The sequence below is a fragment of the Streptomyces sp. NPDC051315 genome (assembly GCF_044455165.1).
Lineage (GTDB): Bacteria > Actinomycetota > Actinomycetes > Streptomycetales > Streptomycetaceae > Streptomyces.
The window spans coordinates 53,292-75,210 of record NZ_JBITEN010000029.1; the positions used below are offsets into that span (position 1 = coordinate 53,292).

Annotated in this window: 18 protein-coding genes; 7 read left to right on the forward strand and 11 right to left on the reverse strand. The window is 71.8% G+C overall.

Annotation, left to right across the window (positions count from 1 at the left end; translation table 11 throughout):
- The first annotated feature begins 1 nt into the window (after position 1).
- Positions 2-1,159, forward strand: a complete 1,158-nt coding sequence (locus tag ACIBBD_RS36660) for an acyl-CoA dehydrogenase (protein ID WP_399424076.1) — start codon at positions 2-4, stop codon at positions 1,157-1,159.
- Positions 1,160-1,337: 178 nt separating this feature from the next.
- Positions 1,338-1,700: a four-helix bundle copper-binding protein gene (locus tag ACIBBD_RS36665; RefSeq protein ID WP_399424078.1), complete on the forward strand. Its 363-nt coding sequence runs from the start codon at positions 1,338-1,340 to the stop codon at positions 1,698-1,700.
- A gap of 92 nt (positions 1,701-1,792) precedes the next feature.
- Here the strand turns inward: ACIBBD_RS36665 and ACIBBD_RS36670 are convergent, their stop codons facing one another.
- Both ACIBBD_RS36670 and ACIBBD_RS36675 read right to left on the reverse strand, forming a co-directional pair.
- A complete protein-coding gene (locus tag ACIBBD_RS36670; protein WP_399424080.1) occupies positions 1,793-2,422 on the reverse strand; it encodes an HAD-IA family hydrolase in 630 nt (209 codons plus the stop codon).
- The gene (locus ACIBBD_RS36675; RefSeq protein ID WP_399424082.1) at positions 2,415-3,695 is read right to left on the reverse strand and encodes an LCP family protein; all 1,281 of its coding nucleotides are present in this window, start codon (positions 3,693-3,695) and stop codon (positions 2,415-2,417) included. Before ACIBBD_RS36675 ends, ACIBBD_RS36670 begins: the two co-directional genes overlap by 8 nt.
- A 120-nt stretch (positions 3,696-3,815) precedes the next feature.
- Here ACIBBD_RS36675 and ACIBBD_RS36680 point away from each other — a divergent pair, with 120 nt between their 5' ends.
- A complete protein-coding gene (locus ACIBBD_RS36680) occupies positions 3,816-4,373 on the forward strand; it encodes an acyl-CoA thioesterase (RefSeq protein ID WP_399424084.1) in 558 nt (185 codons plus the stop codon).
- 31 nt (positions 4,374-4,404) lie between these two features.
- Here ACIBBD_RS36680 and ACIBBD_RS36685 read toward each other — a convergent pair whose 3' ends face one another.
- Complete coding sequence (locus ACIBBD_RS36685) at positions 4,405-5,859, reverse strand: LCP family protein (protein WP_399424086.1); 1,455 nt, start codon at positions 5,857-5,859, stop codon at positions 4,405-4,407.
- Positions 5,860-5,991: 132 nt separating this feature from the next.
- Between ACIBBD_RS36685 and ACIBBD_RS36690 the strand changes: the two genes are divergently transcribed.
- Positions 5,992-7,020 (forward strand): glycosyltransferase family 2 protein, encoded by a 1,029-nt coding sequence (locus ACIBBD_RS36690; protein WP_399424088.1) that lies wholly within the window; start codon positions 5,992-5,994, stop codon positions 7,018-7,020.
- Between the two features lie 22 nt (positions 7,021-7,042).
- On the opposite strand, the gene ACIBBD_RS36695 is transcribed toward ACIBBD_RS36690, so the two are convergent.
- The 4 genes from ACIBBD_RS36695 to ACIBBD_RS36710 form a co-directional block, all read right to left on the reverse strand.
- Positions 7,043-8,794 carry an LCP family protein gene (locus ACIBBD_RS36695; RefSeq protein WP_399424090.1) on the reverse strand — a complete coding sequence of 584 codons (1,752 nt, stop codon included), beginning with the start codon at positions 8,792-8,794 and terminating at the stop codon, positions 7,043-7,045.
- A 91-nt stretch (positions 8,795-8,885) separates the two neighbouring features.
- A complete protein-coding gene (locus ACIBBD_RS36700) occupies positions 8,886-10,628 on the reverse strand; it encodes an LCP family protein (RefSeq protein WP_399424092.1) in 1,743 nt (580 codons plus the stop codon).
- A gap of 267 nt (positions 10,629-10,895) precedes the next feature.
- Positions 10,896-12,089, reverse strand: a complete 1,194-nt coding sequence (locus tag ACIBBD_RS36705) for an LCP family protein (RefSeq protein ID WP_399424094.1) — start codon at positions 12,087-12,089, stop codon at positions 10,896-10,898.
- 651 nt (positions 12,090-12,740) lie between these two features.
- Positions 12,741-13,499, reverse strand: a complete 759-nt coding sequence (locus ACIBBD_RS36710; RefSeq protein ID WP_399424096.1) for a TIGR03089 family protein — start codon at positions 13,497-13,499, stop codon at positions 12,741-12,743.
- Positions 13,500-13,627: 128 nt separating this feature from the next.
- Between ACIBBD_RS36710 and ACIBBD_RS36715 the strand changes: the two genes are divergently transcribed.
- Both ACIBBD_RS36715 and ACIBBD_RS36720 read left to right on the forward strand, forming a co-directional pair.
- The gene (locus ACIBBD_RS36715) at positions 13,628-15,091 is read left to right on the forward strand and encodes a peptidoglycan recognition protein (RefSeq protein ID WP_399424098.1); all 1,464 of its coding nucleotides are present in this window, start codon (positions 13,628-13,630) and stop codon (positions 15,089-15,091) included.
- Positions 15,092-15,308: 217 nt separating this feature from the next.
- Positions 15,309-16,391, forward strand: coding sequence for a sugar phosphate nucleotidyltransferase (locus ACIBBD_RS36720; RefSeq protein ID WP_399424100.1), 1,083 nt, complete (start codon positions 15,309-15,311; stop codon positions 16,389-16,391).
- 270 nt (positions 16,392-16,661) lie between these two features.
- Here ACIBBD_RS36720 and ACIBBD_RS36725 read toward each other — a convergent pair whose 3' ends face one another.
- From ACIBBD_RS36725 to ACIBBD_RS36740, 4 genes are all read right to left on the reverse strand, one after another.
- On the reverse strand, positions 16,662-17,672 hold the full coding sequence (locus ACIBBD_RS36725) for a DNA-3-methyladenine glycosylase family protein (RefSeq protein ID WP_399424102.1): 1,011 nt from the start codon (positions 17,670-17,672) through the stop codon (positions 16,662-16,664).
- A 289-nt stretch (positions 17,673-17,961) separates the two neighbouring features.
- The gene (locus ACIBBD_RS36730; RefSeq protein WP_399424104.1) at positions 17,962-19,272 is read right to left on the reverse strand and encodes a coenzyme F420-0:L-glutamate ligase; all 1,311 of its coding nucleotides are present in this window, start codon (positions 19,270-19,272) and stop codon (positions 17,962-17,964) included.
- On the reverse strand, positions 19,269-20,228 hold the full coding sequence (cofD, locus tag ACIBBD_RS36735) for a 2-phospho-L-lactate transferase (protein ID WP_399424106.1): 960 nt from the start codon (positions 20,226-20,228) through the stop codon (positions 19,269-19,271). Before cofD ends, ACIBBD_RS36730 begins: the two co-directional genes overlap by 4 nt.
- Before the next feature lie 34 nt (positions 20,229-20,262).
- Positions 20,263-20,757: a cysteine dioxygenase gene (locus tag ACIBBD_RS36740; RefSeq protein WP_399424108.1), complete on the reverse strand. Its 495-nt coding sequence runs from the start codon at positions 20,755-20,757 to the stop codon at positions 20,263-20,265.
- A gap of 718 nt (positions 20,758-21,475) precedes the next feature.
- On the opposite strand from ACIBBD_RS36740, the gene ACIBBD_RS36745 reads away from it, so the two are divergent.
- Positions 21,476-21,739 carry a WhiB family transcriptional regulator gene (locus tag ACIBBD_RS36745; protein ID WP_030792866.1) on the forward strand — a complete coding sequence of 88 codons (264 nt, stop codon included), beginning with the start codon at positions 21,476-21,478 and terminating at the stop codon, positions 21,737-21,739.
- Positions 21,740-21,919 lie beyond the last annotated feature (180 nt).

Here is a 21,919-nt window from a genome sequence, read left to right on the forward strand (position 1 = left end):
CTTGGCCGGATCGGCTGACTTCGACCTGTACCGCCCGTCCGAGGAGCACGACATGCTCCGCGACGCCATCCGTTCGCTGGCCGAGGCGAAGATCGCGCCGTACGCCGCCGCGGTGGACGAGGAGGCCCGCTTCCCGCAGGAGGCGCTCGACGCGCTGGTCGCCAACGACCTGCACGCGGTGCACGTCCCCGAGTCGTACGGCGGCGCGGGCGCGGACGCGCTGGCGACGGTGATCGTGATCGAGGAGGTCGCCCGGGTCTGCGTCTCCTCCTCCCTCATCCCCGCGGTGAACAAGCTGGGCTCGCTCCCCGTGATCCTCTCCGGCTCCGAGGACCTGAAGAAGAAGTACCTGTCCCCGCTGGCCAAGGGCGACGCGATGTTCTCGTACTGCCTCTCCGAGCCGGACGCGGGTTCGGACGCGGCCGGCATGAAGACGAAGGCGGTCCGCGACGGCGACCACTACGTCCTCAACGGCGTCAAGCGCTGGATCACCAACGCGGGCGTCTCCGACTACTACACCGTCATGGCGGTGACGGACCCCGCCAAGCGTTCGAAGGGCATCTCGGCCTTCGTCGTCGAGAAGTCCGACCCGGGCGTCTCCTTCGGCGCCCCGGAGAAGAAGCTCGGCATCAAGGGCTCCCCGACCCGCGAGGTCTACTTCGACAACGTCCGCATCCCCGCCGACCGCATGATCGGCGAGGAGGGCACGGGCTTCGCCACGGCGATGAAGACCCTCGACCACACCCGCATCACCATCGCCGCCCAGGCCCTCGGCGTCGCCCAGGGCGCCTTCGACTACGCGAAGAACTACGTCCAGGAGCGCAAGCAGTTCGGCAAGCCCATCGCCGACTTCCAGGGCATCCAGTTCATGCTCGCCGACATGGCCATGAAGATCGAGGCCGCCCGCCAGCTGACGTACGCGGCGGCGGCCAAGTCCGAGCGCGGCGACAGCGACCTGACCTTCCAGGGCGCGGCCGCGAAGTGCTTCGCCTCCGACGTGGCCATGGAGGTCACCACGGACGCCGTCCAGCTGCTCGGCGGCTACGGCTACACCCGCGACTACCCGGTCGAGCGCATGATGCGCGACGCCAAGATCACGCAGATCTACGAAGGCACGAACCAGGTCCAGCGGATCGTCATGGCGAGGAACCTCCCGTAACGGTCCTGCGGGCCGAGCTCGCTGCCACAGCGCACCGACCTGCAAGAACAACGGCCTCCGGCTTCCTGCCGGGGGCCGTTGCGCTGTCGTCCGATGGCGCGGAACGGCCGGGAGGCGTACGACGGAAGGGCACAGGGAGCCCGACCGGGCCCCACCCCTCTCTCCGCGAGGAGGAGTCATGACCCAGCCCGGAAGCATGACCGCGATGAGCCAGGAGATGCAGGACTGCGTCGAGGCGTGCATGTCCTGCCACAGTGTGTGCGAGGAGACCATGAGCTCCTGCATGCAGATGGGCGGCCAGGCCCAGATGCAGATCATGCGCGCGCTCATGGACTGCTCGGAGACGACCCGCATGTGCGCCGACATGATGATGCGGCGCTCGCCCATGGCGGCCGAGATGTGCGCGATGTGCGCCAGGGCGTGCGACATGTGCGCCGAGGCGTGTATGGCCATGCCGGAGGACGCCCAGATGATGCGCTGCGCCGAGGCCTGTCGCCGCTGCGCCGAGATGTGCCGCGCGATGGCGGGCGCCTCGATGTGACGACCGCCCGCACCCCCTCAAGGGCACCCTCGCCGGGTGCCCTTGTCGCGGGCCCAGGGAGCGTGAGCGGCTTGAGGCCAGGGGCCGGCCGCTCAGGCGAACAGCGGCTCCAGGGCCCGTTCCAGGTCGGCCGGCGCGCGGAAGTGTACGGCGGTCATGCCCAGCGCGGTGGCCGCCTCGACGTTCTCCAGGGTGTCGTCCACGAACAGGCATCGGTCGGGCCGGACGCCCGCCCGTTCCGCGCCGAGTTCGAGGATGCGCGGGTCGGGTTTGGCGAGGCCGACGCGGGCGCTGCTCACGACGTGGTCGGCGAGTGCGGCCAGGCCGAGGGCCTCGAGGTCGCGCTCCAGGCCGAGGGTGGCGTTGGAGACGAGGACCAGCGGCACCCGGACCCGGGCGCGGCGCAGCAGGGTCACCACGTCCTCGTCGGCGTGGAACGGCGACTCCAGCAGGGCGGTGCCGAGCGCCCAGCCCGTCTCCTCGTCCACGAGTCCGGTCAGCCCGCGGGCGATGGCCTCCACCCACTCCTGCTCGGTGATGTGGCCCAGCAGCAGCGGCCCGTCGACCTCGGGGGAGAACGCCACCTTCTTGGTGGTGCCCTCCGCCAGCCCCGCGGCCCGTTCCAGCGCCTCCAGGTGGGTGGAGTCGAAGTGTCGCACCACGTTGTCGACGTCGCACAGGACGGCGTCGAACGGCGGTCCGCCGCCGGGCCGGTCAGTCACCCGACACCGTGACCTTCTCGTCGTTCTTCAGCTGGTCCACCAGCTGCTTCACCTTCGCCTTGTCCCAGACGAGGTTGCTGCCCGAGGAGCCGGATATCGGCATGTTCATGGACTTGCCGTCACCGCTGTTGACGCCCTTCATGGCGAAGAACATCTTCGCCAGGTCGTACAGGCCCATGTCCTTGTCGACGATCAGGGAGTCCAGGCCCGCGCCCATGGTCGGGTAGAGCTTGAAGGGGTTGAGGACCGTGCCCGGCGTGGCCACCTGGTTGGCCAGGGCGGCGAGGAACTTCTGCTGGTTCTTCGTGCGGTCGAGGTCGGAGCCGGCGAGCGCGTACCGGGTGCGGACGAACGCGAGGGCCTCCTCGCCGTTCAGGGTCTGCTTGCCCTTCTTCAGGTCCGCGCCGGACTTGGTGTCCTTGATGTCCTGCGGGATGTCCATCTCGACGCCGCCGACCGCGTCCACGATGTTCGCGAACCCGGCGAAGCCGATCTCCACGTAGTGGTCGATGCGCAGACCCGTGTTGAACTCGACCGTGCGCACCAGCAGCTCGGGGCCGTCCTCCGCGTAGGCGGCGTTCAGCTTGGTGTGCCGGCCCGTGCCCTCGTACCGCTTGCCGGACTCCGAGCCCACGAACGACGGGATCTCCACGTCCGAGTCGCGCGGCAGCGAGATCAGCGTGTCGCCGTTGGAGCCGGTGTGCAGGATCATCATCGAGTCCGTGCGCTTGCCCTCGGCGGAGCCGGTGTGCAGCTCCTTCTTCTCCTGCGCGGACATGCCCTCGCGGCTGTCGGAGCCGACGATCAGGTAGGTGGTGCCCTCGCCCTCGTCGGGCCGGTCGATGACCTTCGACAGGTCGACCTCGCGCTGGAGCTTGGAGTCGGCCCAGAAGTAGGTGCCGACGGTCGTCACGACCAGCACGGTCACGACGGTGATCGCGGTCCACTTGATGCGGCGCCGCCAGTCCGGCGCGGGCCGCGGGCCACGGGTGCCGGGTCCTTGCGGCCCGCCGGGTCCGCCGCCGTAGACCTGGCCCGTGTTGTAGCCGCTGTCGTACCCGGTGTTCCGGGCGTTCGTGTAGTCGCCGTCGCCGTATCCCTGGCCGTCGACGTACGACGGCTGCTGCGGGACGCCGGCGCCGTGCGGCGGGGCGGCCGGACCACGGCGGACCTGTCGCATCACCCGCGCGCCCTCGGGCTGTGCGCTCGCGCTGCCGCGTCCGTACCGGGAGCCGCGGTTGTCGTCGGACCATCCCTCGGGCCAATCGTTCATGCGCCTTAGTGTGCCGGTCCGGACGGTGTGCCTTACAAGGGCCGTCGGAAAATCAGGGCTCCGCTGTTGCCAACCTGACACAAAATCCCGGGATGTCCGTCTCCGCATAAGGTGGAGGCCATGACAGACCAGGTCACCGCAGTGGAGTCGGATTCCTCGGACATACCGGGCAAACCCACCTCCGCGTCCCGCACCACGCTCAGCCACATCATGACCCACAACGACACCAACCTCCTGGGCACGGTGCACGGCGGTGTGATCATGAAGCTCGTCGACGACGCGGCGGGCGCCGTGGCCGGCCGGCACTCCGGCGGGCCCGCCGTCACCGCGTCCATGGACGAGATGGCGTTCCTCGAGCCGGTCCGCGTCGGTGACCTGGTCCATGTGAAGGCCCAGGTCAACTGGACCGGCCGGACCTCCATGGAGGTCGGCGTACGGGTCCTGGCCGAGCGCTGGAACGAGTCCGCGCCGCCCACCCAGGTCGGCTCCGCCTACCTCGTCTTCGCCGCCGTCGACGCCGACGGCAAGCCGCGCCGGGTACCGCCGGTCCTCCCGGAGACCGACCGCGACCGCCGCCGCTACCAGGAGGCGCAGATCCGTCGCACCCACCGGCTGGCCCGCCGACGGGCGATCATGGAGCTGCGGGAGCGGCGCGCGGCGGAGGGCTTCGACGACTGAGCCACGCCGGCGCCGGCGGCGCGGCAGCCGCTCAGGAGCAGCCCACCTCGTCGCCCCGCACCACCCCGAACTCGCCCTGCCCCGGATCCTCCGCCCGCACCTTGCGCACCTGCCGGAAGTCCGCCCCGAGCGTCACCCTCAGCGTCGGTCCGAGGCCGGGCACGGCGCGCAGCGCGCTGCCGGGGAGGGCCACCGCCAGGGACTTCGCGGAGCGGTTCCAGCGCGGGTCGTAGGTGATGACGGTGCGCGGGACGGCGCGGTCGCGGGCGGGGGTCGGGCGGCCGGTGGTGCGGAAGCCGGTGGCCGCCAGCGCCGTGTCCACCCGCTTCGCCAGGCCCAGGGTGGGCGTGCCGTTCTCGATGTGGACGCGGATCTGCTGGGGGGCCACCTCGACGCGTACGGCCGTGTCGCGCTTGCGGGGGGCCGTGGCGAGGGGCTTGTCCTCGCGCAGGGACCTGAAGAGGCGCTCGGCCTTGACCGGGTCCCACTTCACGGTCGAGCCGATGCCCTTCACGACGTGTCCCATCTGGGCGATGGGGACGGTCGTGAACTCCGAGGAGGACGGGGAGAAGGTGCGCATCGCGCGGCCGAGGTCGAGGAGCTCGTCGGTGCCGAAACCGCGGTCCGCCCGCACCGAGCCGAGCACCGCCCGCGCCACGTCACGGAACCTCAGCGGGTTCAGCAGGATGCCGGACGAGGTCGCGTGGTCGACCAGGGCCGCCAGGAACCGCTGCTGGCGCTTGACCCGGCCGAGGTCGGAGTCGGCGTCGATGTGACGGGAGCGGACGTACTGGAGTGCCTCTCCGCCCTTGAGGGTGTGCGTGCCGGGCGGGAGGTCCAGCCCCGTGTAGGGGTCCTTCAGCGGCAGGGCCGTACAGACCTTCACACCGCCGAGGACGTCCACCGTCCGCATGAAGCTGGTGAAGTCGACCTCCAGGTAGTGGTCGATCTTCACCCGCGTCATGTGCTCGACCGTGCGCACGGTCAGCTGCGGGCCGCCCTCCGCGTACGCCGCGTTGATCCTGAGGGGGTGGCCCCGGTGCCTCCGGCCGGTGTTCCGGTCGGTGTGCGGGGGCGTCTCGGCGTAGGAGTCCCGCGGCAGGCTGACCACGCTCGCCCGCTCCCGGTCCTCCGAGATGTGCACGATCATCAGGGTGTCGGTGCAGTGGCAGGGGGCGCCGCCCAGGCGGTAGCGCCGGCGCTCCTGCTCGGTGATCCGGTCGCGGCCGTCGGTGCCGACCAGCAGGACGTTCATGCCGTGGCCGGCCCGCGGGCGGTTCTTCATGTCCTTGAAGGGGTCGACGCGGGCGATGTCCGCGTCGAGGCTGCTGACCACCGAGTGGCCGATGCCGGCCGAGGCGAGGATCACCACCGAGAGGGTCATCGTCGCCCGCATGGCCCAGCGGGGACGTTTCGTCCGGACGGAGCGCAGGGGCGGGCGGTGCTGGTGCCGGGAGGCGGGGGGCCGGGGCGGGGTCGGGGACATGCGGGTCACCTCCGGGCGACGGCCGTACGAGGGGGAGCCGTGAGCACCGTAGGCCCATACGATCTGTGGTCCGGGGCAGCACACCCGGCGGGGCGCGAGCGTGTCCCCCGTTCGCGGTAACGTGAGCCCCCTATGAACGCCAAGTCCGACGTGCAGCTCCCCGCCGTGTCCGTCATCATGCCCGTCCTCAACGAGGAGCGGCATCTGCGCGGAGCCGTCCAAGCGATCCTCGCGCAGGAGTACGCCGGCGAGATGGAGGTCGTGATCGCCCTCGGTCCGTCCACGGACCGCACGGACGAGATCGCCGCCGAGCTCGTGGCCGAAGACCCGCGCGTGCACACCGTCCCCAACCCGACGGGCCGTACGCCCGCCGCACTCAACGCCGCGATCAAGGCCTCCCGGCATCCGGTCGTCGTCCGCGTCGACGGGCACGGCATGCTCTCGCCCGACTACATCGCCACCGCCGTCCGGCTCCTGGAGGAGACCGGCGCGCAGAACGTCGGCGGCATCATGCACGCCGAGGGCGAGAACGACTGGGAGCACGCCGTCGCCGCCGCCATGACCTCGAAAATCGGGGTGGGGAACGCCGCCTTCCACACGGGAGGGCAGGCGGGCCCGGCCGAGACCGTCTACCTCGGCGTCTTCCGCCGCGAGGCACTGGAGCAGCAGGGCGGCTACAACGAGGAGTTCATCCGCGCCCAGGACTGGGAGCTGAACTTCCGCATCCGTGAGGCCGGCGGGCTGATCTGGTTCTCGCCCGAGCTGAAGGTGTCGTACCGGCCGCGGCCGAGCGTGAAGGCGCTCGCCAAGCAGTACAAGGACTACGGCCGGTGGCGGCACGTCGTCGCCCGCTACCACGAGGGCTCCATCAACCTGCGCTACCTCGCCCCGCCCACCGCGGTGTGCGCGATAGCCGCCGGGATCGTGGTCGGCGCGGCCGTCACCCCGCTCGGCTTCGTCGTCCCCGGCGGCTACCTCGCGGCGATCGTCGCCGGATCGGTGCCGGCCGGCCGGGGGCTGCCCCTGAAGGCGCGGCTGCAGATCCCCGTGGCGCTGGCCACCATGCACATGTCGTGGGGCTGGGGCTTCCTGACCAGCCCGCGGTCGCTGGCGAGGAAGGTCATCGCCTCCCGGCGCCCGGCGGTCCTCAGCTCCAGGTGAGCACCGCCGGGCGGGACCCGGACTACCAGCTGTAGGCCGGGTCCACGTGCATGCACTGGCTGGTGTCGGAGGCGTTCATCGTCTGCGCCGACTCGGGCGTCCTGTCGTCCTCCTCGGCCGCCTTGTACGTCGACCCCGACCGCCAGTCCGCGCCGACGAAGAGCGTGACGCCGGAGACGTCGGTGGACCTCTTCACCTGGCTCGACGGGATGCCGAGCGCCTTCGCCACCCGCTGGGCGTCGCCCTGGAGGTCGGCGCTCGGGTAGCGGATCACCGTCTTCTCCTCGGCGGTGGCCGGCGCGGTGTTCGCCACCGCCTCCGTGAAGCCCTTGCCGACCAGCAGCTGCGTCACCGTGGTCGCCCGCCCGCGCGCCGCGCCCAGCGTGTCGGTGTAGGTGCTGTTGTGGACCTGTACGGCGATCTCGTCGTCCGGGGCGGCCGCGTCCGTGGCCGTCGGCGACGGGCTCGCGGTGGCGGTCGCCTTCCCGGTGTCCTTGCCGTCCAGGGCGATGTCCTCGCGCACCAGCCGGAACAGCTTGGTGGCGTCCTCGGTGGGCACCACCCGGCCGGTCTGGACGGTGTCGTACCGGTTCGGCATCGTCGTCATGGTGATGCGCTCGGTGGGCACCTTCTGCAGCTCGGTCGCCAGGTCGTACATCTTCTTGATGCTGTCCAGACCGTCGTCGACGGTGATCGCCTTCGTGGCCGCCTCGGCGAGCCTGCGCAGCGCGTTCGGGTTGGACAGCTTGGCCTCGGAGCGCAGCTGGCGGACCATCGAGTTCATGTACATGTGCTGCGCCTTGGCGCGGGCGAGGTCGGTGTCGTCCTCGAAGCCGTAGCGGGTGCGCAGCCACTGCAGGGCCTGCTTGCCCTTGATCTCGTGCGTGCCCTTGGTCAGCTTCAGGCCGGAGCCCTTGCCGGTGCTGGTGTGCGAGTAGACGTTGGCGTCCACGCACACCGGTACGCCGCCGATCGCGTCCGCCATCGACACCACACCGGCGAAGTCGATCATCATGAAGTGGTCGATGTGGATGTCCGTGAGCTTCTCCCACGTGGCCACCGTGCAGCCGGGGCCGCCACGGCCCAGTGAGGCGTTGGTGATCTCCCGGGTCAGCGCCGGGTACACCTTCCCGGTGTCCGGGTCGGTGCACTTGGGAATGTCCAGCAGCGTGTCGCGCGGCATGCTCACCACCGACATGTTGCTGCGGTCGGCCGACACGTGCAGCAGCATCTGCACGTCGGCGAGCGGGATGCCGTTGAAGGTCTCCTTGGCGCCGCCGAGTTTCTGGTTCTCCGCGCTGTCACGGGCGTCGGAGCCGATCAGCAGGATGTTGAGCGCCTTCTGCCCGGCCGCGTTGGCCTTGGTCTCGGCGGCCCGGTCCTTGGCGTCGCCCAGGTTGAGGTCCTCGCTCTTGATGTTGGCGTTGAGGCGCTGGTAGTAGAGGTAGCCCGCGCCCGCGCCGCCGAGTATCACCAGGGTCAGCACCGTCGCCGACCAGCGCAGCACGCGCCGTCTGCGCCGTCTGCGGTCCACGCCTCGGCCGGCTCTGTGCCCGCCGTCGCCGTCGTCCGCGCCGGACCCGCTGTCGCCCTCGCCGGGGCCGCTGTCGCCTTCGCCGGACCCGCCGTCGCCTTTGCCGGGCCCGCTGTCACCTTCGCCGGACCGGCCGTCCCCACGGCCGTGCCCGTCCTCGGATGCGTCCTGGTCCGCCGCCGTCGTGGACATCGCGTCCTCGACGTCGGGAGCCTCCCCCCGCACACTGCTCCGCGCCACTTCCCCTGCCCTCCCCACCCTGCGCCTGACACGGGCCCGTCCCGCGTCAAGTCAGACGCTCGACGGGCCCGTAGGGTTACCTAGTTGGTGATTACTTGGCGCACTCGACCTTGTCCGCCGTGGACTTCTGCACCGTGTCCGGCACCTTCGTCGGAGTCGTCAGTGAGACGCCCGCCCCCTTGAAGTCCTTGCCCAGCGTCAACGTCATCGTCGGCAGACCCTGGGCGTTGGTGACACTCTCCCCCGGCTTCAGCGCGGTCCCGGGCAGCCCCATGATGGCGGCGAGCTTGCGGGCCTGCGCGGCCTGGTCGGGCGCGTACTCGAGCGTCGTCCTGCTGAGATTCGCCGGCGCGTTGCCCGCGTTCTCGGACTTCGTCACGCCCTCATCATTCTGCAGCCAGCTGAGAGTCTCCTGTGCGCTGCCGGCCGGGGCGCCGCCGTTCATGACCCGCACCCTGACCTCGGAGGCCGCGGACTGGGTGCCCTTGAGGCGGGCGGCGGCGGCCGCGGCCGCCGCGTCCTTCGACGCCTGTGCCTTCTGCTTCACCTCGGTGAAGGAGACGTCGTCCTTGATCATCTGGAAGACGGTGGGTGCCGTGGCGGCGAGGACGACGGTGGCCTTCACCTTCTCGGCCGGGTTGTCGACCACCGGCACGGTGGTGAAGGTCAGGTTCTTGACGTTGAGCTTGCCCAGCTCCAGACCCAGGTCCTTCAGCTTGTCGATGCTGTCCAGCTGGGAGTCGACGGTCAGCGCCTTGGTGCCCGCCTCCGCCAGCTTGATCATCTTGGTGGGGCTGGTGAGGGTGTCGTTCGACTTCAGCTTGCGCATCAGCGCGCTGAGGAACTGCTGCTGGATCTGGATCCGGCTCAGGTCGCCGCCGAAGCCCACCGAGTGCCGGGTGCGCACGAAGGCCAGCGCCTGCTCGCCCTCGATGACGTGCGTGCCCTTCGACAGCTTCAGGTGCGAGTCGGGGTCGTCGATGTCCTTGGCCAGGCACACCTCGACGCCGCCGACCGCGGTCGTCAGCGTCTTGACCGCGTTGAAGTCGGCGACCATGAAGTTGTCCGGAGTGATCCCGGTCAGCTCCGTCACCGTGCGCATGGTGCAGCTCGGGGTACGGCCGTCCTGTCCGAGGCTGGTGTTGAAGCGGGCGTTCTCCGTGCCCTTGATGACCTCGCTGGAGCCGTCCTCCTGCGTGGTCGGGCAGTCCGGGATGTCCACGATCAGGTCGCGCGGGATGCTCAGCGCGGTCGCGTTCGTGCGGTCCTTGGAGACGTGCAGCAGGATCGTGGTGTCGGCGTGGCCGACGCTGCCGGAGTCGCCGTAGCCCTCGTTGCCCGAGCCGGTGCGCTTGTCCGTGCCGATCAGCAGGATGTTGATCGCCTTGTCCTTGTTGAAGCCGCCGGTGCTCGCGCCGTCGTCGGAGACGGACGTGATGTTGTCGTTCAGGTGCTCCAGATACAGGTAGGCCGCGCCGGCCGTGCCCACCAGGACGAAGGCCATGGTCCCGCCGGTCCACAGCAGGACCTTCTTCGTCTTCGACTTCTTCTTCGCCGGCCGGCGACCGCGCCGCCCGGGCGGCGGCTCCTCGGGCGCGCCCCGGCGCCGGCGCGGTCCCGGCACCGCCGGGGTGTCCCGTTCCGGTGCTTTCGTACGGCTGCGGCCCGCGCCCTCGGTCCCCCCGGCACGGGAGTCGGATCTGCGGGGCTTGGGGACCGCCGACTGCGGTGCGGAAGGACTCAGTCGCAGTTCGTATTCGCCGGTGTTCGGATTGAGCACCCACTGGTCTGCGGGATCGATGTTGTCCGCCCGCCCACGGCCTTGTGCGTCCACGGTTGTCCGAATCCTCCGTCGGGGCCACGCGGCGCCTTTCCCCCCTCAAAGGCGCTCGGGTCTCGGTCACACAGTGCACGACCCCAGGACGCTCCTCTGGCCGGGTGCACCGGATCGCTCACACTATCCGCCCAGTTCAGCGTCGGGCGACGACGGTGACAAATTCCACGTCCCTACAACCGGGCAATTCGCCCTATTTCCTTGAACTGGAGTTCGCTGGACACATCCGCTTGGCAAGCGCTTTACCCGTGGCGGCCGCGCGGCACCTCACGTGCAGCTGTCCTCGGCGGCCGTGTTCCCTCGGAAAGTGGGCGGAGACGGGGGCGGGGACCTGTACGCCTCGTAGTCGGACGACTCCGCAGAGCGTGAATTCCGGGCGCCTCCCGGTGTCACATTCACGGGTCGGTCGGCGCGCAGCAGTTCGAAGAGTTTCTCCGCCTCGGGCTCCACCAACTGGTCCCGATTGGCGTTGTAGACGTACGACTCCCGCGGGACGGTCAGGAACTGCACACGGTCGGTGGGAATGTCCCGCAGGCCGCGCACGAGTTGGTACAGCCCGCGCAGACTCGCCAGATCCGGGTCGGTGGTGAGAGAGGACGTGGCGGCGTCCAGCACCGGATAGAGCTTCACCGGATTCAGCAGGACGTCATCGCTCTGCACCTTGTTCACGAGCGCCCCGAGGAACCGTTGCTGCCGGTCCATGCGGTCGGTGTCGCTGCCGTCGCCGAGGGACTTGCGGACGCGGACGTACCCGAGGGCCTGCTCGCCGTTGAGGGTCACCCGCCCTGCGGGCAGCCGGAGCTTGGCGTCCTTGTCGCGGATGGGCTCCTTCAGGCACACCTCGACCCCGTCGACGGCGTCGACCATCTCCTTGAACCCGCTGAAGTCGACGACGACGTGATGGTCGACCCGGATCCCCGTCAGCTTCTCCACCGTGCGGATGGTGCAGGCCGAGCCGCCCGCCTGGAAGGCGTGGTTGAACATCGCGAACATCGGCTCGGTCCGCGTTCCGTCCGCCCGCCGGCAGCCGGGTACGTCCACCATCAGGTCCCGGGGCAGGGAGACGGCGGTGGCACTGCGCCGCCCGGCGGCCAGGTGCAGCAGGATCGTCGTGTCCGACCGCTCGGTCCCCGAGTCCCTGCCGTACCGGCGGTTGCCGGCCCCGGCCCGCGTGTCCGACCCGATCAGCAGGATGTTCCGCGCGTCCTTCACCAACGCGGTCGGCCGCTCCTTGGCGTACCGCGCGAGCTCCGCCGCGGCGGCCTCGTCGGGCGTGATGTTCCCGTCGAGCTTCGCGTAGACCACCCATCCCGCCACGCCGGTCCCCACGGTGAGTGCGGCGACCACCCCCGCCCCGTACCGCACCCACCGCTGCCGACGCCGCCGAACGAGCCCCGCCCCATGAGCGGAGGCTCCCGCCCCCGGCCCGAGGGGCCCGGATATGCCTGCGGTGCTGCTCACGCCGAGGTCCACCCCTCCTGCTCGCCGTACGAACGTGTCGTCCTGCCAACGTCCCGTGCTGCTCCTACGACGATGGCGCGGGTGGGAGGGAGACGCGGGCGGGAGTAAGCCGAACGGGTGACACGGCCCACCGTCGCAGGTCACGGGGGGACCACCCGGCGGAGGGGCACCCCGGCATCTCGAACCCCAGGTCAACGCCGCGATGGCTGCCCGAGAGCGGCTGCCGGGACGACCGGGCTCGACGGCAGAGCGGGGCACCGCTCGATCCGGTGGGGCGGGGTGTGGGGGAGGGGGGTGCTGTGGGCTCTACGTCGGCCGTCCCTGCGGGCCGCCGGTCAGGAGCCGGGGGGGCGGAGCCCGGGGCCCCGGTGCTGCTCCCGCCGGCCGCCGCCCGGGAGCTGTTGGGAGTCCCCCGGCTGTGCCGGGGGAGCCGCGACGGCCGACCGGGACGGGGAACGGGCCGCCCGTCCGTCGGGCCCCCGTAACCGCACCCCACCCACCGGGCGCTGCGGACTCGGCCGTCCATCCACCGGGCGCTGCGGGATCGGCCGCCGCTCCTTGACAAGGTGGGCGGCTGGTCTTCCGCCACCGGGTCGGCAGTCCGCCCCGGCTCGGCTACCGGCTCGGCGGTCCGGCCCCGGCCCGGCCCGGCTACCGGGTCGTCGCCGTCACCCGTTCGCTCTCGATGCGCTTGGCGATCGTCTCCTCGTTCGCCTGGTCCAGGTTCCGGCAGAGGACGACGGACCCGTCGCTGGCCAGTGGGGCGTACAGGCCGGCGCTGAGGCCGTCCCAGGTGTCGTACGGCAGGCCCGACAGGAGGCGGGAGCCGGGGCCGGTCAGACCGAGGTCCGCCGCGTCGGCCCGGGCGCGCTCCACGATCTCCGCGCCCGTGTACTCCGCGCCGGCCACGATCAGCGCGGGCTCCTCCGGGTCCACCGGCGCGTACGCGACGAAGCGGTCGCCGTGGCTCGGGACGTCCACGGCGTAGTCGGCGTACCCCTCCGGCGGAGCCGGGACGAACCGCCGGCCGAGCGGCGCGAGCGAGAGCGCGTACCGCTCGCCCCGGCAGGCGAGCCCCGCCTCGAAGTGGCCGGGCCCGGCCACGACGTGGTCCGCGCGGGCCGGGTCGCCGGCCACGTCCGCGACCACCCCGACCGACGAACACGCCAGCAGCCACACCGCCGTCTGCCAGTGCGCGGGCAGCAGCAGCGCGATCCGGTCGCCGGGTTCGGCGGACAGTCCGTCCTGGATGAGGTTCGCGGTCTTGGCCACCCAATTGGCGAAGGTGGCCACGGACAATTCGACCCGCTCGCCGGTGGCGTCGTCGTAGAAGGTCACCAGCGGGCGCGCGGGGTCCGCGGCGAGCGCGGAACGCAGCAGGTCGGCAGGGGTGCGGTCGGTGGCGTTCACCCGCGCAAGCGTACGCGCCGACAGCGCCGAACTCGCGTCGCCGGGCCACCGGTTCGGCCGAACGCACCCGACAGCCCGTCAACATCCCCGATGTGCGCGCAGGTGGGGTGATGCCCAGGATCTGAGGCATGCGTGGATTGCTTGCTTCCTCGATCGGCGTCACCTGCGCGGCGGCACTCGCCCTTCCGCTGACGCCGCCCGCCACCGCGGCGACGGCGCGACCGGCGCCGACCGCGGAGGCGGCGACCGCCGCGGCCCGGGCCACGAGCCCCGCCGCCCCGCTCCCCGGCAGTACCCAGTCGCTGCCCCTGACCCCCCTCACCCGTGACCGGTCCCTCGGCGCCGACCAGGGCCTGGCCCGCAGGGACGTCCGTCCCTTCTCCCTCCTCGGCGTCGTCTGGGACGACCCGGACGCCGAACTGCGCGGCCGGGTCCAGGTCCGCACCCGTGCCACCGGCACCGGCGCCTGGTCCGACTGGCAGGACCTGGAGACACACAACGCCGACCACGGCGCCGACCCGGGCACCCCCGAACGCGCCTCGGGCCGCGTCCGCGGCGCCACCGCCCCCCTGTGGGTGGGGGACTCCGACGGCGTGGAGGTCCGCGTCACCGCCACGGCCGACGCCCGTACGGAGGAGACCGCCCGCGGCCCCCGCACCGTGTCGGCGGCCGGCCCGCTCCCCTCGGGCCTGCGTCTGGAACTGGTCGACCCCGGAAAGCCCGCCGCCCCCACGGCGGTCGTCCCCGAGGCGGTCACCCCCGGCCACGCGCCGGTCGGAGCGTCCCGCAGCCGCGCCGTGACCGCCCGCGGCCCCGCTGACGCGGTGACCGCGATGACCGCCGGGACGGCCGCCGCCTCCGCCGCCAACCTGGACCTCGCCCCGCTCGGCGCCGCCGAGATCCCCGCCCTCGACCGCACGGGCACCGAACGCGAGCTTCTCACCCTGCGCGGCGCAAAATTGACGGAGGGTCAGCGGGCGAAGCCGTACATCGGCCCCCGCCCCCGCATCGTCACGCGTCACGGCTGGGGTGCCGACGAGAAGCTGCGCGAGAGGGGCTTCCGCTACACGACGAAGGTCAAGGCGGCCTTCGTGCACCACACGGCCTCGGGCAACAGCTACAAGTGCTCCCAGGTCCCCTCGGTCATCCGCAGTATCTACCGCTACCACGTCAGAAGCATGGGCTGGCGGGACATCGGCTACAACTTCCTCGTCGACAGGTGCGGAAACATCTACGAGGGCCGCGCCGGGGGAGTGACCAAGCCGGTCCTGGGCGCCCACACCCTCGGGTTCAACAGCAACAGCATGGGCATCGCGGTCCTCGGCACGTTCACCACCACCAAGCCGTCCGCCGCGGCGGTGACGGCCATCGCTCGTCTGACGGCGTGGAAGTTGGGTCTGTTCGGGGCCAATCCGCGCGGAAAGACATACCTGATGTCGGGTGGTGGCAATCTCTACGCAAAAGGTAAGAACGTACGACTGAACGTGATCTCCGGTCACCGGGACGGCTTCGCCACGGAATGCCCAGGACGGCAGCTCTACGGCAAGCTGGGCTCGGCCCGCTCCACGGCGGCCCGTTACCAGGGGCGTTGAGGCGGGCCCGGGCGCGCGGGGCCTGGGGAGGCCCCGGCGGACCCGGCGGGGGCGGAGGTCACGTCCAGTGGGGGCACATTCCACAGCCGTCGGGGGGACAGCGCATGGGACACCGCGTGCAACACCGCACGGCCATCGAAGTTGCCACGCAACGGTCTGCATACACTGGCCGGCCGAAAGACAGTTCGGCCGGTCCCGGCAGGAAGCAGAGACGAAGGTGACAGAAGCCATCCTCCTGGTCGGCGGCAAGGGCACCCGGTTGCGCCCGCTCACGGTGCACACGCCCAAGCCCATGGTCAGGGCGGCCGGGGTGCCGTTCCTGACGCACCAGCTGGCGCGGGCGAAAGCGGCAGGCGTGGACCACATCGTCCTGGCGACGAGCTATCTGGCCGAGGTCTTCGAACCGTACTTCGGCGACGGCTCGTCACTCGGCCTCCACATCGAGTACGTCACGGAGGAGGAGCCCCTCGGCACGGGCGGCGCGATCCGCAACGTCGCGTCCCGCCTGCACTCGGGCCCCGACGACCCGGTCCTCGTCTTCAACGGCGACATCCTCACGGGACTCGACATCCGCCGGCTGGTCGCCACCCACGCGTCCACGTCCGCGGACGTCTCCCTCCACCTGACCAAGGTGACGGACCCGCGCGCCTACGGCCTGGTCCCCACCGACGGGACCGGCAAGGTCCTGGCCTTCCTCGAGAAGCCCCAGACCCCCGAGGAGATCGTCACCGACCAGATCAACGCGGGCGCGTACGTCTTCCGCCGCTCGGTCATCGACACCATCCCGCTGGGCCGCCCCGTGTCGGTGGAACGGGAGACCTTCCCCGACCTGCTGGCGGCGGGGGCGCACCTGCAGGGCATGGTCGACTCCACGTACTGGCTGGACCTGGGCACGCCGGCGGCCTTCGTCCGGGGCTCCGCGGACCTCGTCCTCGGCCGGGCCCCGTCCCCCGCCGTCCCCGGCCGCTGCGGCGACCGCCTGATCCTGCCGACGGCCACGGTCGCCCCCGACGCGAAGCTGACGGGCGGCACGGTGGTGGGGGAGGGCGCGTTCGTCGCGGAGGGCGCGCGCGTCTTCGGCTCCACCATCCTGCCCGGCGCGGTGATCGAACCGGGCGCGGTCATCACCGACTCCCTCATCGGCACCCGCGCCCGCGTCGGCGAACGCTCCGTCCTCACCGGCACGGTCATCGGCGACGGCGCGGTCGTCGGCCCCGACAACGAACTCCGCGAGGGAGCCCGCGTGTGGTGCGACGCGAGGATCCCGGCGGGGGCGGTGCGGTTCTCCTCCGACCAGTAGGCGGTGGGTGCGAACCAGGCGGGCTGAACGCCCCAGCGCTCCGACCGCCCCAGCCGTCCGAGCGCGCGGGCCGGTCGCATCAGCCCGTCCGGGAGGGCCCCTCCTGGGGAGTTCGAGAACGCGGCCCGTCCAGGGCCGAAGCGGGAGCTGGAGAACGCGGCCCGTCCAGGGCCGCAGCGGGGGTCCGGGGGCGCGGCCCCCAGGTGCGGGAAGGGCAGGGGCGGCGGCGGGGGCGGAACAACCCCCGCGGTGACCACGACGCACCGCCCCTCACAACCCCCTGATGTCCCCCACCGGCATCCGCGGCGCCCGCCGCCCCGGCATCTGCCCGCTCAGCAGGATAAACCTGGCCGCCCGATGCCGCTGCCCCGCATACGGCTCCAGCAGCTCCAGCATCACCGAGTCGTCCGCCGACCGGTCCCCGGCCAGCGCCCACCCCACGATCCCCGGCAGATGCAGATCGCCCACGGTCACCGCGTCCGCCGCCCCATGACTGCGCTGCACGACCTCCGCCGACGTCCACGGCCCGATCCCCGGCACGACCTCCAACCGCTCCTGCGCCGCGGGCGGCTCCATCCGAACCGCCTCCTCCAGCCGCGCGGCGACCCGCACCGCCCGCAGGATCGTCGAAGCCCGCTTGTTGTCCACTCCGGCCCGGTGCCACTCCCATGACGGGATCAGCGCCCACGTCCGAGGCGCCGGCATCACCCAGAGCCGTCCGCCCGCCGCGGGCCCCGGCGCCGGCTCGCCGAACTTCCGCACGAGCAGCCGCCACGCCCGGTACGCCTCGTCGGCGGTGACCTTCTGCTCCAGGATCGACGGGATCAACGACTCCAGCACCAGCCCGGTCCGCGTCAGCCGCAACCCCGGCCGGCGATGCCGCGCCAACGCCACCACCCGGTGCCGGGGCACGAAGGCCGCCGGATCGTCCGAGGCCCCGAGCAGCTCCGGCATCTGCTCCAGCAGCCACTCCGCGCCGGGCCCCCAGGCCTCTCCCCGCACCGCCCCGCCACCGGACGACGCGCAGACCCGCAACGTGCCGGGCCCGACGGGCGTCCGACAGGCCCGCCACACCGACCCGTCGGGCATCGCCCGGAACGTCGGATCCCCGGGCCCACGCCGCAGCGGCCCCAGCACCAGCCCGAGATCGAGCGGCCACTCAGGCACCCACGTCCGCACCCGCCCCGCCGCGGAGACCTGCCGCGGCACACCGCCGGGCACGCCGACATGCCCGCCGCGCACGGTCGTACGCGTGGGCCGCGGAGCGAATCGTCCTGACATGAGTGAGGTCCCGGGGCGGTGGAAGCGGTGAAGCCCCTACGAGAGTAGGCGCAGGAAGCGGGATGCAACGAGAGCGGGCGCGAGGACAGCGGGTGAAAGCCCGAGCAGTCGCACCGAGCGCAGGCGCGCAAGGACAGCGAGTGAAGGCCGAGCGCGGGCGCGAGGACGGCGGGCGGGCGAAGGCCGGGCAGCCGGCACCGAGCGCGGGCGCGGGGACGTCGGCGAAAGCCGAGCCCGGGCGTGCGACCGCCGGCGGAAGCCGAGCCCGGGCGTGCGCCGGGCCGGCGCCTCACCGCACCTCGATGAAGGCTCCCGCGTCCCGCTCCGGCCGAACCTTCGGCTCCTCCGCCGGATGCCCGACCGCGACCGCCCCCATCGGGTCCCATCCCTCCGGCAGTTCCAGCACCTCCCGCACCACGTCCCGGCAGAACATCGTCGACGACACCCACGCCGATCCCAGCCGCTCCCCGGCCAGGGCGACCAGCAGATTCTGCACCCCGGCCCCGGCGGCGACCACGAACATCTCCCGCTCGGCGCCGTCCCGCCGCGCGTCCCCGTACGTGTGCGCACCGTCCATCACCAGGCACGGAACCACCAGATACGGCGCGTTGCGCAGCACGTCCCCGCGCCGCACCCGCTTGGCGATCGACTCCTCGCTCTTGCCGTCCCGCCGCAGATCCGCGATCCACGCGTCCCGCATCGCGTCCAGCAGCCGGACCCGCGCCTCCTCCGACTCCAGCAGCACGAACCGCCACGGCGTCGTGTGGTGCGGCGCCGGCGCCGTGACGGCCGCGGCGACGGCCCGCCGGACCGCCCCGGGGTCCACGGGCTCGTCCGTGAAGGAGCGCACCGTCCGCCGCTGGGTGACCGCCAGCCGGACCGCCTCGGACGTGCCGAGCCGGAACATGTCGTCGCGGGCACCGCGCACCATGGCCCGCGCCCCGTCCCCGTCGCCGTCGGCGACCACGTGCGGCAGCCCGCGGACGACGGCGACCGGCAGCCCGGCGGCCTTGCCCTTCACCAGGTCACCGGCGGCGGCCAGCTCGTCGGCGGTGGCGACGACGGTGGCGGCGAGCGGATTGCCGTACGCGTCCGTGCCCCCGCGCAGGTCGTCCAGCACCCGTACCCCGGCGGCGCCGATCGCGACGTCCGTGAGCCCCGCGCGCCAGGGCCGCCCGAAGGTGTCGGTGACGAGGACGCCGACGTCGACGCCGAGGACGTCACGCAGTCCGTCGCGGATCGCGCGCGCGGAGCCGTCCGGCTCCTCGGGCAGCAGCAGCACTGTTCCGGCGGGTGTGTTGGAGGCGTCGACACCGGCGGCCGCCATCACCAGGCCCTGCCGGTTCTCGACGATCCGCAGGGTTCCGCGCCGGGCCACGACCCGGACGGTCTCGGCGTCGATCGCGGCCTCCCGGTCGTCCGCCCGGACGACCCGTCCCTCGGCCTTGGAGACGATCTTCGAGGTGACCAGCACCACGTCCCCGTCGCGGAGCCCCGGCTCGGCGGCGGCGATCAGTTTGGCGAGGTCGTCCCCGGCCTGTACCTCGGGCAGGCCCGGCACGGCCCAGACCCGGTAGCCCTCCTCGGCTGCCTCGCTCACGCCCCCCGCACCTCCTCGGCCAGGGCCAGCGCCTCCCGGGCCATCCGGGCGGTCGCCTCGACGTCGGTCATCATCAGCGGTACGGCCCGGCAGCGGATCCCGGCGGCCTCGACCCGCTCCACCGCGCCGGCGTCGACGGTGTCGACGAGCCAGCCGTCGAGGAGGCCCGAGCCGTAGTGCTCGGCGACCGCCGCGGCCGTCGTCTCCACGCCGACCGCCGCGAGCACCTTGTCGGCCATGCCGCGCACGGGCGCGTCCCCGACGATGGGCGACAGCCCCACCACCGGCACCCCGGCCTCGGCGATGGCCTCGCGGATACCGGGCACGGCGAGGATGGTGCCGACGGACACGACCGGGTTCGACGGCGGGAACAGGACGACGTCCGCCTCCGCGATCGCCTCCAGGACGCCCGGCGCCGGCTTGGCCTGCTCGGCGCCGACGGGCACGATCGCCTCGGCCGGCACCGACGCCCGCAGGCGCACCCAGTACTCCTGGAAGTGGACCGCCTTGCGCTCGCCGTCGATCTCGACCGCGACGTGCGTCTCGACGCGGTCGTCGGTCATCGGGATCAGCCGCACGCCCGGCTTCCACCGGTCGCACAGCGCCTCGGTCACCGCGCTCAGCGGATACCCGGCGCCGATCATCTGCGTCCGCACGATGTGGGTGGCGAAGTCCCGGTCGCCGAGCCCGAACCACTCGGGTCCGACGCCGTACGCCGCGAGTTCCTCCTTCAGGTGGAAGGTCTCGTCGGACCGCCCCCAGCCCTGCTCCTCGTTGATGCCGCCGCCGAGCGTGTACATCACCGTGTCGAGGTCCGGGCAGACCTTCAGCCCGAAGAGGTGGATGTCGTCCCCGGTGTTGCCGATGACCGTGATGTCCGCGTCCGGCACGGCCCGCTTCAGACCACGCAGGAACCGGGCACCACCGATGCCGCCTGCCAGAACCACAATGCGCATGGGGCCAAGTCTTGCAGGCGGCTGCGACAACGCGTCACGCAGTCAGGGCGCGCCCCTCGCAGTGCGGGGTGGTGTGCATCGGCATCTCCGTCAGGCCCGGGAAGTACACGTGCAGGCTGACGGCCGGCTCCAGGGCGTCGTTGATCACCTCGTGCACGTACCCCGGCGCGAAGACCCGCTGCGCACCGGCGTCCAACGCGCGCGTGCCGCGCTCCGTCCGCTCGGTGAGCGTGCCGTCCAGCACGGTCAGCACACCGGAGGAGCGGCCGTGGTCGTGCAGCCCGCTGCCCTGCCCGGGCACCCAGGACAGCAGCCACACCTCGTAGCCGGGGCCGGTGCGCAGCCGGTGGTACCAGCGGCTCGTGGCGTCGTACCGGACGAGGTGCTCCCACTGGGAGCGGTCGGCGGCGATGGAGCGGGCCAGGCCGACGAACTCGGCGACGGTGGCCGGGTGCTCGCGCGGGGTCTGGAGGAGGTGCGGGACTTCGAGGATGTCACCGGCGATCTGGAGGTCGCTGTCGCTGTTCATGGGGTGCGGGGGTTCCTCGGCGGGGATGAGTGGGGGCTGGCTGGGTGTCGCGTACCGTCCGCCCGGGTCACGGGCGACAGGGATGCCCGGGTCCGGGCGTGGGAACAAGCAGCCGAGTCGCAGTGGACTCAGGTTCAGCTGGAACGCGTTGGGCTCAACAGCCGGAACAGCAACAACAGCTACAGCGAGCGCGGGCAGCACCGTGCGACCCGGCGGTGCGGGTCGAGGTGAGTGCCAAGTTCGCGAGCATGCCCACAAGGACACCCGTTTACACCTTCGGTGTCAACTCGACGACCGGTATGCGGGACCGGTTCACCTCTTCCGGTTCATCTGCGAGGTGAAAGGTTTGTGCACGGGGTCCCCGGGACACATGGGGCACATGCCGGGGGCGCAAGCCGCGTTGCGATCCCGTGATCCGACTGTGATCCGGTTCGCTTCCGCGCGCGTGTCGCAACGGGATCGAACTCCTGGGCGTCCTTCCCCGTACCAGTGGTGTGGGAACCGGGGACCCGTCGGGGGCCTATCAGCGTGTCAAGGTTTATGCCGATTTGAACACTTACCGCATGGCCTTGGTTCCGCAGAGTGAATAAGGGGCCCAATAGCAGATCCCGGCTTGACTCGCCCGGATCAGCACACTTGTAATTTCACTCGTGTCGTTCAGCCGGAATCGGTAACGGCCACGTCACGGGGACGCGAAAAGACAGAGCGAGGGGCGCACATGACCGAGCTGGTGCAGCAACTGCTGGTCGACGACGCGGGTGAGGAACTCGGCTGGCAGGAGCGCGCACTGTGCGCCCAGACCGACCCCGAGTCCTTCTTCCCCGAGAAGGGCGGCTCGACCCGCGAGGCCAAGAAGGTCTGCCTCGCCTGCGAGGTCCGCTCCGAGTGCCTCGAGTACGCCCTCGCCAACGACGAACGGTTCGGCATCTGGGGCGGCCTGTCCGAACGGGAGCGCCGCCGACTGAAGAAGGCGGCCGTCTGAAGAAGGCGGCCGTCCGAGACCGCCGCCACAGCGGGACGACGTGGCGAACGGCCCGTCGCAGGTGGGTTGTCCACAGGCGGCGGGCCGTGGTCGTGGCCAGCCGATAGTGTGGGCGCTCGTCCGAGACGCCCCGTCGCCCCCACACGGCACGGGCGTCCACCGCAGTCCACCGAACCGGGG

Excerpts from the sequence above, each read along its gene's own strand:
- ACIBBD_RS36665 (WP_399424078.1), top strand. The coding sequence starts at position 1,338 with ATGACCCAGCCCGGAAGCATGACCGCGATGAGCCAGGAGATGCAGGAC.
- ACIBBD_RS36675 (WP_399424082.1), bottom strand. The coding sequence starts at position 3,695 with ATGAACGATTGGCCCGAGGGATGGTCCGACGACAACCGCGGCTCCCGG.
- ACIBBD_RS36680 (WP_399424084.1), top strand. The coding sequence starts at position 3,816 with ATGACAGACCAGGTCACCGCAGTGGAGTCGGATTCCTCGGACATACCG.
- ACIBBD_RS36685 (WP_399424086.1), bottom strand. The coding sequence starts at position 5,859 with ATGTCCCCGACCCCGCCCCGGCCCCCCGCCTCCCGGCACCAGCACCGC.
- ACIBBD_RS36690 (WP_399424088.1), top strand. The coding sequence starts at position 5,992 with ATGAACGCCAAGTCCGACGTGCAGCTCCCCGCCGTGTCCGTCATCATG.
- ACIBBD_RS36715 (WP_399424098.1), top strand. The coding sequence starts at position 13,628 with ATGCGTGGATTGCTTGCTTCCTCGATCGGCGTCACCTGCGCGGCGGCA.
- ACIBBD_RS36725 (WP_399424102.1), bottom strand. The coding sequence starts at position 17,672 with ATGTCAGGACGATTCGCTCCGCGGCCCACGCGTACGACCGTGCGCGGC.
- cofD (WP_399424106.1), bottom strand. The coding sequence starts at position 20,228 with ATGCGCATTGTGGTTCTGGCAGGCGGCATCGGTGGTGCCCGGTTCCTG.
- ACIBBD_RS36740 (WP_399424108.1), bottom strand. The coding sequence starts at position 20,757 with ATGAACAGCGACAGCGACCTCCAGATCGCCGGTGACATCCTCGAAGTC.
- ACIBBD_RS36745 (WP_030792866.1), top strand. The coding sequence starts at position 21,476 with ATGACCGAGCTGGTGCAGCAACTGCTGGTCGACGACGCGGGTGAGGAA.